Annotated in this window: 15 protein-coding genes; 8 read left to right on the top strand and 7 right to left on the bottom strand. The window is 72.0% G+C overall.

The window, feature by feature from the left end; genetic code table 11:
* The first annotated feature begins 45 nt into the window (after positions 1-45).
* From FGW31_RS14630 to FGW31_RS14620, 3 genes are all read left to right on the top strand, one after another.
* Positions 46-1,434, top strand: coding sequence for an NAD(P)-binding domain-containing protein (locus FGW31_RS14630; protein WP_142193844.1), 1,389 nt, complete (start codon positions 46-48; stop codon positions 1,432-1,434).
* Between the two features lie 251 nt (positions 1,435-1,685).
* The gene (locus FGW31_RS14625; protein ID WP_308432321.1) at positions 1,686-2,372 is read left to right on the top strand and encodes a hemerythrin domain-containing protein; all 687 of its coding nucleotides are present in this window, start codon (positions 1,686-1,688) and stop codon (positions 2,370-2,372) included.
* A gap of 92 nt (positions 2,373-2,464) precedes the next feature.
* Entirely contained in the window at positions 2,465-2,989 is a 525-nt protein-coding gene (locus FGW31_RS14620) for a hypothetical protein (RefSeq protein WP_142193843.1), read from the top strand.
* 102 nt (positions 2,990-3,091) lie between these two features.
* Here FGW31_RS14620 and FGW31_RS14615 read toward each other — a convergent pair whose 3' ends face one another.
* On the bottom strand, positions 3,092-3,634 hold the full coding sequence (locus FGW31_RS14615; protein ID WP_142193842.1) for a DUF1360 domain-containing protein: 543 nt from the start codon (positions 3,632-3,634) through the stop codon (positions 3,092-3,094).
* A 357-nt stretch (positions 3,635-3,991) separates the two neighbouring features.
* Between FGW31_RS14615 and FGW31_RS14610 the strand changes: the two genes are divergently transcribed.
* Positions 3,992-4,429 carry an SPW repeat domain-containing protein gene (locus FGW31_RS14610; RefSeq protein WP_142193841.1) on the top strand — a complete coding sequence of 146 codons (438 nt, stop codon included), beginning with the start codon at positions 3,992-3,994 and terminating at the stop codon, positions 4,427-4,429.
* A 21-nt stretch (positions 4,430-4,450) separates the two neighbouring features.
* Here the strand turns inward: FGW31_RS14610 and FGW31_RS14605 are convergent, their stop codons facing one another.
* The 6 genes from FGW31_RS14605 to FGW31_RS14580 form a co-directional block, all read right to left on the bottom strand.
* Positions 4,451-5,158, bottom strand: coding sequence for a phosphodiesterase (locus FGW31_RS14605; RefSeq protein WP_142193840.1), 708 nt, complete (start codon positions 5,156-5,158; stop codon positions 4,451-4,453).
* Positions 5,159-5,165: 7 nt separating this feature from the next.
* Positions 5,166-6,341 (bottom strand): zinc-dependent alcohol dehydrogenase, encoded by a 1,176-nt coding sequence (locus tag FGW31_RS14600; RefSeq protein ID WP_142193839.1) that lies wholly within the window; start codon positions 6,339-6,341, stop codon positions 5,166-5,168.
* Positions 6,338-6,802, bottom strand: coding sequence for a hypothetical protein (locus FGW31_RS14595; protein WP_142193838.1), 465 nt, complete (start codon positions 6,800-6,802; stop codon positions 6,338-6,340). Before FGW31_RS14595 ends, FGW31_RS14600 begins: the two co-directional genes overlap by 4 nt.
* Positions 6,803-6,991: 189 nt before the next feature.
* Positions 6,992-7,582 (bottom strand): hemerythrin domain-containing protein, encoded by a 591-nt coding sequence (locus FGW31_RS14590; RefSeq protein ID WP_142193837.1) that lies wholly within the window; start codon positions 7,580-7,582, stop codon positions 6,992-6,994.
* 9 nt (positions 7,583-7,591) lie between these two features.
* The gene (locus tag FGW31_RS14585; RefSeq protein ID WP_142193836.1) at positions 7,592-8,791 is read right to left on the bottom strand and encodes a hypothetical protein; all 1,200 of its coding nucleotides are present in this window, start codon (positions 8,789-8,791) and stop codon (positions 7,592-7,594) included.
* 432 nt (positions 8,792-9,223) lie between these two features.
* Positions 9,224-9,871, bottom strand: coding sequence for a hypothetical protein (locus FGW31_RS14580; RefSeq protein WP_142193835.1), 648 nt, complete (start codon positions 9,869-9,871; stop codon positions 9,224-9,226).
* Between the two features lie 300 nt (positions 9,872-10,171).
* Here FGW31_RS14580 and hemL point away from each other — a divergent pair, with 300 nt between their 5' ends.
* The 4 genes from hemL to FGW31_RS14560 all read left to right on the top strand — a co-directional run bounded on the left by hemL (position 10,172) and on the right by FGW31_RS14560 (position 14,637).
* The gene (hemL, locus tag FGW31_RS14575; RefSeq protein ID WP_142193834.1) at positions 10,172-11,488 is read left to right on the top strand and encodes a glutamate-1-semialdehyde 2,1-aminomutase; all 1,317 of its coding nucleotides are present in this window, start codon (positions 10,172-10,174) and stop codon (positions 11,486-11,488) included.
* Between the two features lie 38 nt (positions 11,489-11,526).
* A complete protein-coding gene (locus tag FGW31_RS14570) occupies positions 11,527-12,174 on the top strand; it encodes a histidine phosphatase family protein (RefSeq protein ID WP_142193934.1) in 648 nt (215 codons plus the stop codon).
* A 471-nt stretch (positions 12,175-12,645) separates the two neighbouring features.
* Positions 12,646-13,932, top strand: a complete 1,287-nt coding sequence (locus FGW31_RS14565; protein WP_142193933.1) for a polysaccharide deacetylase family protein — start codon at positions 12,646-12,648, stop codon at positions 13,930-13,932.
* 66 nt (positions 13,933-13,998) lie between these two features.
* Positions 13,999-14,637 (top strand): TlpA family protein disulfide reductase, encoded by a 639-nt coding sequence (locus FGW31_RS14560; protein WP_142193833.1) that lies wholly within the window; start codon positions 13,999-14,001, stop codon positions 14,635-14,637.

Raw genomic sequence — 14,637 nt, 5'->3', positions numbered from 1 at the left:
TTCGCCTCCCAACAGACCGAACCTCATGCGAGGAGACCGAGCATCATGAGCACCGAGCAGCTCCCCGTCGTCGTCATCGGAGCCGGCCCCGCCGGACTCGCCGCCGCCGCCCACCTGACCGGACGCGGCATCGAGCACCTGGTGCTGGAGGCGGGCGACACCGCCGGCGCGGCCGTCCGCGAGTGGAGCCACGTACGCCTGTTCTCCACCTGGGGCGAGGTCGTCGACCCGGCCGCCGAAAAGCTCCTCGCCCCGACCGGCTGGACCCGGCCCGACCCGGCGACGTATCCGTCCGGCGGCGACTGGGCCGAGCACTACCTCCAGCCGCTCGCCGACGTCCTCGGCGACACGGTCCGTACCGGGGTCACGGTCACCGGTGTCTCCCGGGCCGGCCGCGACCGGATCGTGGACGCCGACCGCGAGTCCCAGCCCTTCGTCGTCCACGTCACGCACGCCGACGGCCGCGAGGACCGCATCCGCGCCCGTGCCGTGATCGACGCCTCCGGCACCTGGACCACCCCGTCCCCGGCCGGCGGCAGCGGCCTGCCCGCCCTCGGCGAGAAGGCGGCGGCCGACCGCATCACCTACCGCGTCCCCGACCTCGACCGGCCCGCCGTCCGCGCCCGTTACGCGGGCAGGCGCACCGCCGTCATCGGCTCCGGCGCCTCCGCGTTCACCGCGCTCGCCCAGCTCGCCGAACTCGCCGTGGCCGGCGACGGCGCCGGGACGCAGGCGCTGTGGGTGCTGCGCCGCGGCATCTCCGGCTCCACCTTCGGCGGCGGCGAGGCCGACCAGCTGCCCGCCCGCGGCGCCCTGGGCCTCGCGGCCAAGGCAGCCGTCGACGACGGCCACGCCGACGCCGTCACGGGATTCCGCACCGAGGCGATCGAACGGGACGGAGACGGACGCCTCGTGCTGGTCGCCGAGGACGGGCGACGCCTCGACGCCGTCGACGAGGTGATCGTGCTGACCGGCTTCCGACCCGACCTGTCCTTCCTCTCCGAGGTCCGCCTCCGCCTCGACGAGCGCCTCCAGGCCCCGGTGGAACTCGCCCCGCTCATCGACCCCAACCAGCACTCCTGCGGCACCGTCTACCCGCACGGCCACCGCGAACTGTCCCACCCCGAACAGGGCATCTACCTGGTCGGCATGAAGTCCTACGGCCGCGCCCCGACGTTCCTGGCCATGACCGGCTACGAGCAGGTCCGCTCCGTCGTCGCCGCGATCGCCGGCGACACCGAGGCGGCCGACCGCGTCGAACTCACCCTCCCCGAGACCGGAGTCTGCGGCGGCTCGGGCCTGTTCGACACACCCGACCCCCAGCAGGCCGGCGGCGGTTGCTGCACTCCCGCGCCGCAACTCGTCCCGCTCGGCACAACCGCGGCAGCGGGCGGCTCCACCGAGGAGGCCCCGGCAGGCGGCTGCTGCGGCTGACCCCCAGCACCCCCAGCCCTTCCCCCGCCCCCAGGAGGTACGTCATGTCCCGCGGGCAGCCGGCTCTCCGCGTCCCCGGCCTCCCGGCCGGTGGCCGCCACGCCACTGCCTGAGCAGCGCGGTGCGAGTGCGGCGTGTTGGTGATGGGCGCCGCGCTTCGTGGGGACTCGGACGGCACAGAGCCGAGGAGGAACCGACATGAACAGTCACCGTCCGGGCACCGAGGACACCACCGCAGGGCAGGAGCGACCGTGACCGTCTCGATCTCCCGTCGAGGAGCCGCCGCGCTGGGAGGCGGCGGCAGCATCCTCATGCGTCAGCGCCGGGACCACGCGCGGCTCGACGCGATGATGAACCGCTGGTCGGACGGCGGCGCCACGGACGACGAACGGGACGCCCTGTGGCGGGACATCGTCCAGTTGGTGTTCAGCCACGCCTTCGCGGAGGAGACCGTCCTGTGGCCGGTGCTGCGCCGTGTGGCTCCCCACGGCGAGGAACTCACCGGCCGGGTCGAAGCGGAGCACCAGGCGATCAACGACCTGATCGCGCGGGTCGAGAAGTCGCCCGACGACCCCCGCCGCGCCGAGTGGATCCAGGAGGCGTTCGCGCTCATCCGCCAGGACATCCGCGACGAGGAGGACGAACTGCTGCCCCGGCTGCGGGCCGCGTTCGGCGACCGCCGGCTGCGGAGCATCGGCGCGGCCTGGGAAGCGGTACGGGCAACCGCCCCGACCCGTCCCCATCCCGGCGTTCCCCGGCGCCCGCCGGGCAACGCCCTGCGCGGCGTCCCCCTCAGCGTCTTCGACCGCCTGCGCGACCGGGTGCCCGGCGGCGGCCCCGCCGCCCGCCGCGCCTCCCTGCTGGCCTGCGGCGCCGCAGCGGCCGCGGTCGCGGTCGTCCTGGCGGTCCGTACCGCCCGCCGCCCGGCGCGCACCTGACCTCGGCGGCCCTCCGTGACCGTCCGCCCCGGCTCCTTCTCGGAGGCAGGAGCCGGGGCGGTGAGCCGTGGCGGCACGGGTACTCGCGCGGCATGATGACGCGCGCGCTGTGGCAGGGACTGGTGGCCGGCACGGCCGGAGTGCTGGTGATGACGTTGGGCGAGAAGGTGGAGCAGCGGCTGACCGGCCGCCCCGACTCGCACGTGCCCGCCCGCACCCTGGAACGCCTCACCGGCCTGCCGGAGCATCCCGGCCGCCGGTCCGTGCCGGTGAACCTGGCCATGCACGTGGGGCAGGGCGCGCTCCTCGGCGTGCTCCGGTCGGTGATGTCGCAGGCCGGACTCCGTGGGCCCTGGGCGTCGGCGAAGTTCGCCGTCGTCCGGCTCACCAACGACCAGATCCTGGAGAACGCCACCGGCGTCGGCGCCCCGCCCTCCACCTGGCCGCGCCGCGAACTCGTCGTCGACCTGCTCCACAAGACGGTGTACGCCTTCGCCACCGGCGCCGTGGCCGACGCCCTGGCCGACCGCTCGGGCCCCGGCCCCGGGCAGCGCCACGCCGCGAAGCGGCCCGGCCGCCACGCCGACGTGGGCCCCCTGCCCCGGGAACAGGCCTGATGGCGTCGGACCACCCACGCCACGCCACCGCCGCCGGCCGGCACCTCACCGGCGTACGGCCCCTTGCGTCCCGTACGCCCTCACGGCGCGCGTGGCCCGGGATCACTCACCGGTCGTCTTGTCCACCAGCGCGCCGTAGGCCAGCTGCAAGGCGTCCGCGCCGGCCAGCGCGGTGAGCGCACCCATGGTGGTGCGGGTGGCGCGCGGCCAGAGCAGCTGCCCGGCGGTGAGGGTCGAGACCACCCAGACGCTCATGCAGAACGGGCAGGTCACCAGCTCGCCGACCGTGTCCTTGCCACCCCCGGACCGTGCTTCCTCGTGCAGCTCGGCCGGCCCCTGCGGGCCCTGGAACGTGGTGAACGGAGCCCTCAGCGGGCTGGTCACCGACGCCTTGCTCACCAGCCGGCTCAGCCGGAACGTCGCCACCGCGGTCAGCGCCACGTCCCAGGGCACGGGCCGGTCCGGCAGCGGACGCCCGCGCATCTTCACCACCGTCGCCCAGGAAGCCGTGTACACGCCGAAAGCCGCCATGGCCGTCAGATAGCCCCGCAAGGGGCGCTCTTCCCCCGCCGCGTAGGTGCGTTCGGTGTGTCGCAGCCGCCGCCGCAGGCGATCGGCGAAACGGCCGTCAGTCGCTGTGCCCATGACCCCTGCCCTCTCCGACCCTCGTCATCGCGTCGATCACCGCATCGGCCCCGGGATCACACTCCAGACCGTCCGGCAGCCCCGGCATCACGTTCTGCCCTGCACGGCGACGACCTGGCTTTTTGCTCATGGCCGCAGGGTCCCCTCAGGGACGGCGGGCAAACAGCAGCTTTCGCACACCCGGCCCGAGTGCCAGGTGCGCCAGGACCCCGGGCTCGGATGCACCTCCCGGACCGCCTTCACACGCGCCGTACCCGTGGCCGTCGACCGACCGTTTTTCGCCAGGTGCCGGGCGATGCCTGTGCGGGTGCGGGGTACCCGCCGCGCAGTTGTCTCCGCCAGTTGGGAATCGCCGACATGACAACCGTGCACAAGTCAGAGTCCGCCCGGGCCGGGCGCCTCAACGCCCGGCGGTCGTTGATGAGGGCGCAACGGCAACAGATCATCGGGTTGCTGCTGATCGTCAGCGCACTGGTGCTGTTCGTCGCTCCCTGGATCGCGGGATACCCCGACACTGCCAAGGACGCCCACCGGAACGAGCTGGGCGTCGGGGTGATCGTGCTGATGATCGCGATGGCCCGGTTCATCTGGTACCCGGGGAAGTGGCCCGATCTCGCCGTGCTGCTGGCCGGGGCGTGGATGGTCGCCGCCCCGTGGGCGCTCAGTCTCCAGAAGACAGCGGTGTTCGACGGCACACAGGTGATCGACGTGGCCGTGGGGACCGTCCTGATGGTGCTCGTCGGCATCTCCTTGCTGATGCTGAAACTGTCGAAGCACCACGACACCCACCGGTAGCCCACCGCCGGAGCACTCACCTCACTCGGTGCGATCGTCGCCGGTTCGTCCGTGGCGGGAACCGGCGTACGCGGAGTCGCGGAGGCGGCGCAGCCGCTCGGTGGGGTGCAGACCGGTCAGGTTGTGGGCGTACGGGTCGAAGGGGACGGTGCGGGAGGCCGGAGCGGTGCGCACGGCCTCCAGGCTCAGGGTGGCGAAGGTGCGCCAGGGCTCGTCCGGGGCGGCCGCCCGCAGTTCGAACCGGACGGGCCGGCGGGCGAGCTCCTGCCACAGGGTCGGCCGCACGTCGCCCCGGCGCCCGTCGAGGCCGTGCACCGGGAAGGCCGCCAGCACGCGCTCGCGTTCACCCACCCGGTACGACAGCAGGGTCGAGTACGGGCCCGTCAGGGCGTCGGGCCGCGGAAGAGGCAGATGGCGGGCGAACCGGCCGGGACGGCTGGACGTGAACAGCAGGTCGAGCGCGCTGCCCGGCCCGTCGGGATCCTCGACGCGGACGGCCAGCCCCAGGCCGTCCGGCAGCCCCCGGGGCAGACCCAGGGCCCGCGACCAGCGCACCGTCACCCGGTAGGAGCCGGGCCGGTCCAGCCACGGCACACCCCACTCGGTGCCCGAGCGGGCGGCAACGGTCAGCGTCCCCGTGCACAGCACCCCGTGCGGGTGCAGGGCCGGTGCCGACCGCCACCGGGCCAGGCGTTCGGCGACTCCGTGAGCGACCCGGCTGATGATCATGCGAACCTCAGGGCTGGGGGCGGATGACAGCGCGGACGCAGCCGTCGGTCTTCTCCTTGAACATGTCGTACGCCGTCGGCGCCCGGTCGAGCGGAAGGGTGTGGGTCGCCAGGTGGGACGTCCTGATCTCGCCGGCGGCCATCCGTTCCAGGAGCATGGGGATGTACCGCTGCCCGTGCATCTGCGCGCCGCGCACGGTGAGCCCCTTGTTGATCACCGCGCCGAGAGGGAACTTGTCGACGGCACCCGCGAAGACGCCCAGAACGAAGACGGTGCCGGCCTTGCGGCAGGCGTGGACGGCCTGGCGTACGGCGGTGGGCCGGTCGGTCTGGAGGCGCAGCTGCTGCTTGGCCTGGTCGTACAGGTGCATCGGTCCGTCGCTGTGGGCTTCCATGCCGACGGCTTCGATGCACACGTCGGGGCCGCGTCCGCCGGTGCGTTCGCGTAGTTCCGCGGCGACATCGGTGGTCGTGTAGTCGATGGTCTCCGCGCCCACGTACCGCTCGGTCATGGCCAGCCGTTCGGGGATGCGGTCGATGGAGATGACCCGCTCGGCGCCCTTCAGGACCGCCGCCCGGGCGGCCATCTGCCCCACGGCGCCGCAACCCCAGACGGCGACCACGTCACCGGGCTTCACCCCGCCCAGGTCGGCGCCCATCCAGCCGGTGGGCACCGAGTCGGAGAGGAACAGGGCGCTGGTGTCGTCGATGCCCTCGGGGACCTTGAAGGCGCCGTAGTCGGCGAAGGGCACGCGGACGTACTCGGCGTGGCTGCCGCGCAGTCCGCCCATGGCGTGCGAGTAGCCGAAGATGCCGGCGGACTCGTAGCCGAAGAGGGCCTGGCCGATACCGGGGTTGGTGTTGCTGTTGTCGCACAGGGACCACAGGTCGTTGGCGCAGTACCAGCAGCGTCCGCAGCCGACGAAGGAGCAGACTACGACCCGGTCGCCGACCGCGTGCCTGCGCACCGCGGACCCGGTCTCCACGACCTCGCCGACGAACTCGTGGCCGATCACGTCACCGGCGCGCATCGCCGGGATGTAGCCGCCGATGAGGTGCAGGTCGGAGCCGCAGGTGGTGCCCGCGATCAGCCGCACGATGACGTCCTGGTCGTTGCGCAGCTCCGGATCGGGGACCTGCTCGACGGACAGCTTGTTCACGCCTTCCCAGCACAACGCCTTCACAGCACTCCCTCCCCGCCGGAGCGACGGGTGAACACCTCGACCAGCCGGCCGCCCGCTGTGGGGCGGGTCGTGGGCGGGGCATCGGGCTGCAGCACCTCACCGGCCTCCAGCAGGGACTTGGCGTCACGCAACGCGCGCCGCAGCTCCTGACGCGGGTCCTGCCCGGCCAGGCGCGCGGGCACCGAGGTGGACGCGGCAGGCACGGGCTCGGTGAACCGTGCGGCCAGTTCCGTGCCGCGGTCGCCCGGCGCCGGCCGGATCCGCACGTCGATCCGTTCCGCCAACTCGTCCAGGGGCGGTGGCAGCTTCCCCTCCGACCCCACGTCCGTGGGCGGCCGGTTGATGGTCACGGTGAGCCAGCGGTCGCCCGCCCGCTCGTCGCTCCGGTGCGCCGACCGGGACCGCCGCACAGCCGCCGCCCCGGCGGCCACGACCGGAACCGCCCACCACAGCTTCTTCATCGAACGCCCTCCGCTCCGGTGCCCCGGCGGCCACCGTCGGGCGTCGGGTTTCCGTGGCCATCCGCATGAAACGGTGACGACCGGGGCAAACCGTGGGCGCGAGTGCGCGGAACCCTCCCGCATGCCACCCGCCCCGCTGGAACGCGCGGCCGTCCGGCCTGCGCCCGACCGTGTGCGGGCGCGGTCGGATCAGCCTTTGCCCATGGCTTTGCGGACGGTGTCCTTGGTGCGGTCCATGAGCGCGGCGACGGGGCCCAGGGCCATGTTCTTCGCCGCGGACTCGACGCCCGGGTGGGGCCGGGTGGGAGCCATGGCCTCGGCGGCCTTGATGGCCTTGGCCATCGCGGCCAGGTCGGTGACGTCGGTGCTGCGGCGGATGTGCGTGAACTCGTAACGTTCCTCGGCCCGGGCGTGGGCCTGGACGTCCGCACGCAGCCTGAGCAGCTGAGGCATGAACTGCGGGTCGTCGGTGTCCATCTCGTCGAGGGCGGCCAGCGTCTCCTTGGCCGCCTTCTCCTCCGCGAGACGGTCCTTCACCACCTGCTCGCCACCGGAAAAGCCCTGCCGGGCGAAGGGGTGGACGACCTCTTCCTCGGCGGTCTCGTGCACGGCCAGCAACCGCACCAGGCGGCGGAAGGCGTCCCGGCGTTCCTCACCGCTGGTGGCCTCGACCTCGTCGAAGAGGTTGCGGATGTCGCCGTGCTGGCGCATCAGCAGCGCCACCACGTCGTCGTCCTTCGCCCGGTCGTCCCCGGCGTGCGGCGTGTGCAGCTCGGACATCCCGGCCTCCTACTTCTCGCGCTGCGCGGGATCGGGGTGCTCGCCCTCGGTCTGCACGCGGTACTCGCGACCGAACATCTCGTCGTGCTCGGCCATGACCCGGTCGCTCGGCGGTGCCTCCCCGCCGTGGATCTGCTCCTGCATCTTCTCGAACCGCTCGTGCGCCTCGCGCACGTAACCGGCGCCCAGCGTCGTCAGGTCCATCTGGGTGTCGAGCAGTTCCCGCAGATAGCCCTTGTTCGGCTCGAAGGTGAGCACGTTGGGCAGCTCGGGGGCCAGCACCGAGGCGGGATCGCGGCCGTCGTGCCGGCGCATCAGGTCGCAGGCGGCGTGCAGGTGCTCCAGCTCCATGTTCAGGTGCAGCTCCCAGATCGCCTTGACCTTGGGGTCGCTCTCCTGCTCCATGAAGGAGTAGTACAGGTAGCACTCGTTGTACTCGTGATTGACCAGCTGCTCCCACCACGTCTCGCCCGGGTCCACGAGGGACTCGTAGTGCGTGACGTGCTCCTCCTCGATCAGCCCGATCTCCTGGTAGAGCTGACGGGCGATCGGCTCCATGTAGGTCGGACCGGTGTTCATGTAGAAGTTCATGGTCTGCTGCTCCGCCGACATGATCGTCAGCGCGTGCAGCTTGGACAGCGGGTCGGTCCGGTCCTTCGCGTACGGGTCGCGGACGTTGTCGACCGGGTCGCGGTGGTGGAACCGGGTGGGCCGGCCGGGCATCACCTCGGTCAGGTCGTCGACGATCGCCTCCGCCTTGCGGTGCTCGATCATCTCGTACAGGTTCGCGTACCGGTACAGGTGGTCGAAGTCCTCCAGCACACCGAACTCGTACGCCTGCCTCAGGTACGGGTCCGGCTCCATCCGTGCCACCCACGCCGTCAGGTCCACGGCCACCTGCTCGTAGGCGATCGTCGTCTCCAGTACCGAGGAGACACCCGGGAGCAGCCAGTTCACGACCTTCTGCTGCTGCGCCTCGATGTACCGCACCCGCGCCAGCTGCCGCTTGACCTCGGGGTCGACCGTGTTGCGGGCGAGCTGGTGGCTGAACAGGATCGCCTCCACCTCGATCCCGTTCATCGTGATGATCCGGCACCGGGTGTACGGGTCGCAGTGGTCCGGGTCGATCGGGTCCACGTTCAGCTCACGCCAACTGCGGAGCTGACGGTCCAGCGGGATGCCCCGCTGCTCCAGGGGATTGAACGTCATGGAGGGTGCCTCCTGAGGACGAGGGGGACTCGTGCGCCGCTGGGGTACCCCGTTTCGGGCGACGAGCGCAGACGCGGTCCTCAGTCTGTTCACGACGGGCGCTTTCCAGCCACCGCACACACCCTTCAGGCGGCACGGTTCCCTCCTGCTGGGTCAACGGAGCGGGCAGACGCCGTGCTCGTCGGCGAGCGTGTCCTCGTTTCGCCTCGCCGGACCGGACGGCACGGTGGCAGGCGACAGGCGACGGCGACCGCCCGCCACCGCGGGCGTCAGCGGCGGTAGGGGTCGGGTGGGCGGACGCCTCTGTGCTACCCCAGCACAACCCATGTGCCGTCAATGTGCCCTGGTCGCCCGACGGCTCCTGGCCGACACGCAAAAGGGCGAGGTCCGAAGACCCCGCCCGAATCCCGCGAACCCTCAGGTCGGACCAGCTCAGGGCCAGACCAGGCAATAAGCCTGATGCCCCGCCTCGTGCAGCCGGTGGCTGAAGTCCTGCCATTCGTGGAGCAGTTGGTAGACGTTGAACGCGTCGCGCGGGCCGCCGCGGTCCGGGACCGTGGACCAGATGAACGCCGCCGCGCCGACCGCTTCCTCGCCTATGCCGCGCAGGGGGTCGACGACGGTCATGGGGAGCTTCACGACCGCGTAGTCCGGGTGCAGGACGACCAGTTCCAGCGGCGGGACCTTGTGCAGGGGGACGCCCTCGATGCCCGTGAGGACCATCGCGGCCATCGTTTCCGGCTTGATCTTGGTGAACATGCCGTTCATGCCGAGCTCGTCGCCGCCGAGTTCCTCGGGGCGCATCGAGATCGGGACGCGGGCCGCGGTGGCGCCGTCCGGCGCGCCGAAGTACTTGTACGTCACCCCCACCCGACCACCATTCCTGCTCCCCGCCCCTCGCAGAGGGCCGATCCGCCGGTCGATCCGCTCGGACTCGTGCGGGACGCCGCGTGCCTGGCGGGCCTCGTCCGTACTGTCCGTGCCGTTAGCGTTCTCCGCTTCGCGCCGGTGCCTTCCCCGCCGGGCACGTCGAGGACCCAGGTCGTCAGTCCCCTCGCCCAGTCCGCCACCGCGATGCATATCTCCACCCGACTGCTTTTCTAGGACGCGTGGCCCCCGCCGCGCAACCCGATCATCGTGTCAGTGACCTCCCCCACGGCCGCCCGCCGAAACGTGCGGTGAAACATCTGCCCGCGGGATCTTCGCAGCCTCCGGCCGGCCCGGCCGTGTGAGCTGTGTGTCTCGACGCCAGTTTCGCAGATCACGGCGGATCGGGGGCCCGATGCCCGAGGCCGCCCCTGGCCTACCCTGAACACGTCACTCGCACCCGTAGCCCGGCACCGGCCGGGACGTCGGAGAAGGTCGGAGAAGTCGCAGGTCATGAGCGAACTGCCATATTCATACGAAGCCCCCGCCTCGCAGGCGCTGTTCGACCGTGCCGCGGCCGTCACTCCCGGAGGCGTGAACTCGCCGGTGCGCGCCTTCCGCGCCGTCGGCGGTACGCCCCGGTTCATGGTGTCCGGCAGCGGTCCGTATCTGACCGACGCCGACGGACGGGAGTACGTCGACCTGGTCTGTTCCTGGGGGCCGATGATCCTCGGGCACGCCCACCCCGAGGTAATCGCCGCCGTCCAGGAGGCCGTCGCGCGCGGTACGTCGTTCGGTACGCCCGGTGAGGGCGAGGTCGCGCTCGCGGAGGAGATGGTCGCCCGGATCGAGCCGCTGGAGCAGGTGCGGCTGGTGTCCAGCGGGACCGAGGCCACCATGTCAGCGATCCGGCTCGCCCGCGGGTTCACACAGCGCACCAAGGTGATCAAGTTCGCCGGCTGCTACCACGGCCACGTCGACTCGCTGCTCGCCTCCGCCGGCTCCGGTGTCGCCACGTTCGCGCTGCCCGACACCCCGGGTGTCACCGGCGCGCAGGCCGGCGACACCATCGTGCTGCCGTACAACGACCTGGAGGCCGTGCACGCCGCGTTCGCCGCGCACCCGGGTGAGATCGCCTGCGTGATCACCGAGGCGTCGCCGGGCAACATGGGCGTCGTCCCGCCGCAGCCCGGGTTCAACCAGGGGCTGAAGGACGCGTGCGCCGCGAACGGCGCGCTGTACATCTCCGACGAGGTCATGACCGGCTTCCGTACCAGCCGCGCCGGCTGGTACGGCGTCGACGGGGTGCGGCCCGACCTGATGACCTTCGGCAAGGTGATGGGCGGCGGCTTCCCGGCCGCGGCCTTCGGCGGGCGGGCCGACGTCATGGCGCACCTCGCCCCGGCCGGGCCCGTCTACCAGGCCGGCACCCTCTCCGGGAACCCGGTCGCCACCGCCGCCGGTCTCGCCCAGCTGCGGCTGCTCGACGACGCCGCGTACGAGCAGGTGAACGCCGTCTCGGCGCGGATCCAGTCCCTCGTCACCGAGGCGCTGACCAAGGAGGGCGTGGCGCACACGCTGCAGAACGCCTCCAACATGTTCTCCGTGTTCTTCACCGACCGGCCGGTGCGCAACTACGAGGACGCCAAGGCGCAGGAGTCGTTCCGCTTCACCGCCTTCTTCCACTCCCTGCTGGCGAACGGCGTCTACCTGCCGCCGTCGTCCTTCGAGTCGTGGTTCGTGTCCACCGCGCACGACGAGCGGGCCCTTCAACGGATCGCCGACGCCCTTCCGGCGGCGGCCCGGGCGGCGGCGGAGGCGACGGCGTGAGCACCGTGAAGAAGGACGACGTCACCGTCGTCCACCTGATGCGGCACGGCGAGGTGGAGAACCCCGACGGCATCCTGTACGGGCGGCTGGCCGGCTACCACCTCTCCGAGCTGGGCCGGCGCATGGCCGACCGGGTCGCCGAGCACCTCGCCCCGCGCGACATCGTGCACGTCGGCGCCTCGCCGCTGGAGCGGGCCCAGGAGACGGCCGAGCCGATCGCCAAGGCGCACGGCCTGGACATCGCCACCGACGACCGGCTGATCGAGGCCGCGAACGTCTTCCAGGGCAAGACGTTCGGCATCGGCGACGGCGCGCTGCGCCGCCCGGGCAACTGGCGGCACGTCGTCAACCCGTTCAAGCCGTCCTGGGGCGAGCCGTACGTCGACCAGGTCATCCGCATGATGGGCGCGCTGAACGCGGCCAAGGACGCGGCCCGCGGACACGAGGCGGTGCTAGTCAGCCACCAGCTGCCGATCTGGATCGTGCGCTCCTACGTCGAGAAGCGGCGGCTGTGGCACGACCCGCGCAAGCGGCAGTGCACGCTGGCGTCGCTGACCACCTTCACCTACCAGGGCGACCGGATCGTCTCCGTCGGCTACAGCGAGCCGGCCCGCGACCTCGTCCCCGCGCACCTGCTGGCCGGCGCCAAGCCGGTGAAAGGGAAGGGGAAGGCGTTCGGAGCGTGATCGCGGTCGCCGCGCCGAGGGTGATCGCGGTCGCCATGCCCCGGCGTGATTCCGGGCGCCACGCCGAGCGTGATCCCGGTCGCCACGCCGGGCGGGGTGCCGGCCGCCACACCGGAGCGTGATGGCGGTCGCCACGCCGAGGGTGATCGCGGTCGCCATGCCGAGGCGTGATCCCGGTCGCCGCGCCGGGACGTGATCCCGGTCGCCACGCCGAGCGTGATCGCGGTCGCCATGCCGAGGCGTGATTCCGGGCGCCACGCCGAGCGTGAGCCCGGTCGCCGCGCCGAGGCGTGAGCCCGGTCGCCGCGCCCGGGGACATGATCCCCGGGCCCCGCGCCGTGCCCCGCAAACGCTTCCTCGCGAAACCTCCGCAATTGGCGGGAACCCGCGCCTCCGTCGCGTCCTCTGAGTGAGTGACCACCAGAGGACGTGACGATCGGACTTGTCATGCGCGCTCTCACTCGCAGAGGAATGCTCGGGCTCGGCGCGGGTGCCGCGGCCGCCGTGTCACTGGCCGGCTGCGGCGGCCACACTGGTCCGGACGGCGCCGCGCACGCCGGCGGTTCCGGCGCGGACGGCGACGGCCGGCCCGGGGCGCCGGAGCCCGCCCCGACGAAGACGGCCCGCCCGATCGGCGACGGCTCCACCTCCTTCACCGGCAAGCAGCCCCACCAGCCCGGCCCTCCGGTGCCGCTGGAGCCGGGGCAGGCGCCGCCGCAGTTCGTGGTCTTCTCCTGGGACGGCGCCGGCGAGGTGGGCAACGGGCTCTTCCCACGCTTCCTGGACCTCGCCCGGGAGCACGGCGCGCACATGACGTTCTTCCTCTCGGGCCTGTATCTGCTGCCCGAGTCGAAGAAGCGCCTCTACGACCCGCCGAACAACCCGCGCGGCGCCTCCGACATCGGCTACCTCACCGACGACCACATCAAGGACACGCTGCGGAACCTGCGCCGCGCCTGGCTCGACGGGCACGAGATCGGCACCCACTTCAACGGCCACTTCTGCGCCGGAACCGGCAGCGTCGGCAACTGGACGCCGCAGCAGTGGCGCAGCGAGATAGATCAGGCCAAGTCGTTCGTGAAGCAGTGGCGGACCAACTCCGGCTGGACCGACGTGGAGTCCCTGCCCTTCGACTACGACAAGGAGCTGGTCGGCGGACGCACGCCGTGCCTGCTCGGCCAGGACGGCCTGCTGCCCGCCGCCCGCGAGCTGGGCTGGCGCTACGACGCCTCCTCGCCGGGCGGGCGTCAGGTCTGGCCGGTCAAGAAGCAGGGCATATGGGACCTTCCGCTCCAGCAGATACCGTTCCCCGGACGCTCCTTCGAGGTCCTGTCGATGGACTACAACATGCTCGCCAACCAGTCGCTCAACTCGACCAACGCCCCGGCCCACAACCACCCGGCCTGGCGGCGGCAGGCGGCCCAGGCGTACATATCCGGATTCCGGCGGGCGTACGAGACGAACCGGGCGCCGTTCTTCGTCGGCAACCACTTCGAGCAGTGGAACGGCGGCATCTACATGGACGCCGTCGAGGAGGCGCTCCGGCACATCGCGCGGGAGAAGGAGAAGGGCGGTGACGTGAGGCTCGTCTCCTTCCGGCAGTTCACCGACTGGCTGGACGCGCAACGGCCCGAGGTGCTCGACCGGCTGCGCACCCTGGACGTCGGCCAGGAACCGGCCGGTGGCTGGAAGGACTTCCTGAACGACGGGGGCGCCGGGGGCGCCACGGCCGGGACGGAAGCGCCGAACGCCGCCTGATATGCGGGTTTCCGCCCGCACGGGGGGTGCGCAAGATCCCCAGAACGGGCATGCGAAACTTTTCACATGAGTGCCGCCAGCCGCGCCCCCCAGCGCTCGAACCGCACCACCCGCGCCCTCCGCGTACGCCGCCGCGCCACCCTGGCCGCCGGTGCCGTCGCGGCCGCACTGCTCGTCTCGGCGTGCGGCTCGGGCGGAACGTCCGGCGGAGGCGGCGACACCAACTTCGTCACGGGCAGCGACGGCATCGCCACGGTCGCCAAGGGCGAGCGCGACGCCGCCCCCGACCTGTCCGGCGAAACCCTCGAGGGCGAGCAGCTGGACGTCGCCGACTACCGGGGCAAGGTCGTCGTCCTCAACGTCTGGGGCTCCTGGTGCAACCCGTGCCGCGCGGAGGCCAAGTACTTCGCCAAGGTGTCCGAGGAGTACGCCGACAAGGGCGTGCAGTTCATCGGCATCAACACCCGGGACACCAGCACCGGCGCCGCCCTCGCCTTCGAGAAGGACTTCGGCATCACCTACCCGAGCCTGTACGACCCCACGGGCCGACTGATGCTCCGCTTCGAGAAGGGCACCCTCAACCCGCAGGCCATCCCCTCCACCCTGATCCTGGACCGCGACGGGAAGATCGCCGCGCGCACGCTCTCCCCGCTCAGCGAGGAACGCCTGCTGAAGATGCTCGACCCGGTCGTCGCGGAGAAGTGA

The sequence above is a fragment of the Streptomyces calvus genome (assembly GCF_006782915.1).
GTDB lineage: Bacteria > Actinomycetota > Actinomycetes > Streptomycetales > Streptomycetaceae > Streptomyces > Streptomyces calvus.
The sequence above is the reverse complement of the archived record's forward strand: the minus strand, read 5'-3'. Positions and strand labels throughout refer to the sequence as shown.

Bases quoted from the DNA above. Each gene is read 5' to 3' on its own strand.
- FGW31_RS14630 (WP_142193844.1), top strand. From the start codon at position 46: ATGAGCACCGAGCAGCTCCCCGTCGTCGTCATCGGAGCCGGCCCCGCC.
- FGW31_RS14620 (WP_142193843.1), top strand. From the start codon at position 2,465: ATGATGACGCGCGCGCTGTGGCAGGGACTGGTGGCCGGCACGGCCGGA.
- FGW31_RS14615 (WP_142193842.1), bottom strand. From the start codon at position 3,634: ATGGGCACAGCGACTGACGGCCGTTTCGCCGATCGCCTGCGGCGGCGG.
- FGW31_RS14610 (WP_142193841.1), top strand. From the start codon at position 3,992: ATGACAACCGTGCACAAGTCAGAGTCCGCCCGGGCCGGGCGCCTCAAC.
- FGW31_RS14605 (WP_142193840.1), bottom strand. From the start codon at position 5,158: ATGATCATCAGCCGGGTCGCTCACGGAGTCGCCGAACGCCTGGCCCGG.
- FGW31_RS14595 (WP_142193838.1), bottom strand. From the start codon at position 6,802: ATGAAGAAGCTGTGGTGGGCGGTTCCGGTCGTGGCCGCCGGGGCGGCG.
- FGW31_RS14590 (WP_142193837.1), bottom strand. From the start codon at position 7,582: ATGTCCGAGCTGCACACGCCGCACGCCGGGGACGACCGGGCGAAGGAC.
- FGW31_RS14585 (WP_142193836.1), bottom strand. From the start codon at position 8,791: ATGACGTTCAATCCCCTGGAGCAGCGGGGCATCCCGCTGGACCGTCAG.
- FGW31_RS14580 (WP_142193835.1), bottom strand. From the start codon at position 9,871: ATGCATCGCGGTGGCGGACTGGGCGAGGGGACTGACGACCTGGGTCCT.
- hemL (WP_142193834.1), top strand. From the start codon at position 10,172: ATGAGCGAACTGCCATATTCATACGAAGCCCCCGCCTCGCAGGCGCTG.
- FGW31_RS14570 (WP_142193934.1), top strand. From the start codon at position 11,527: ATGCGGCACGGCGAGGTGGAGAACCCCGACGGCATCCTGTACGGGCGG.
- FGW31_RS14565 (WP_142193933.1), top strand. From the start codon at position 12,646: ATGCTCGGGCTCGGCGCGGGTGCCGCGGCCGCCGTGTCACTGGCCGGC.
- FGW31_RS14560 (WP_142193833.1), top strand. From the start codon at position 13,999: ATGAGTGCCGCCAGCCGCGCCCCCCAGCGCTCGAACCGCACCACCCGC.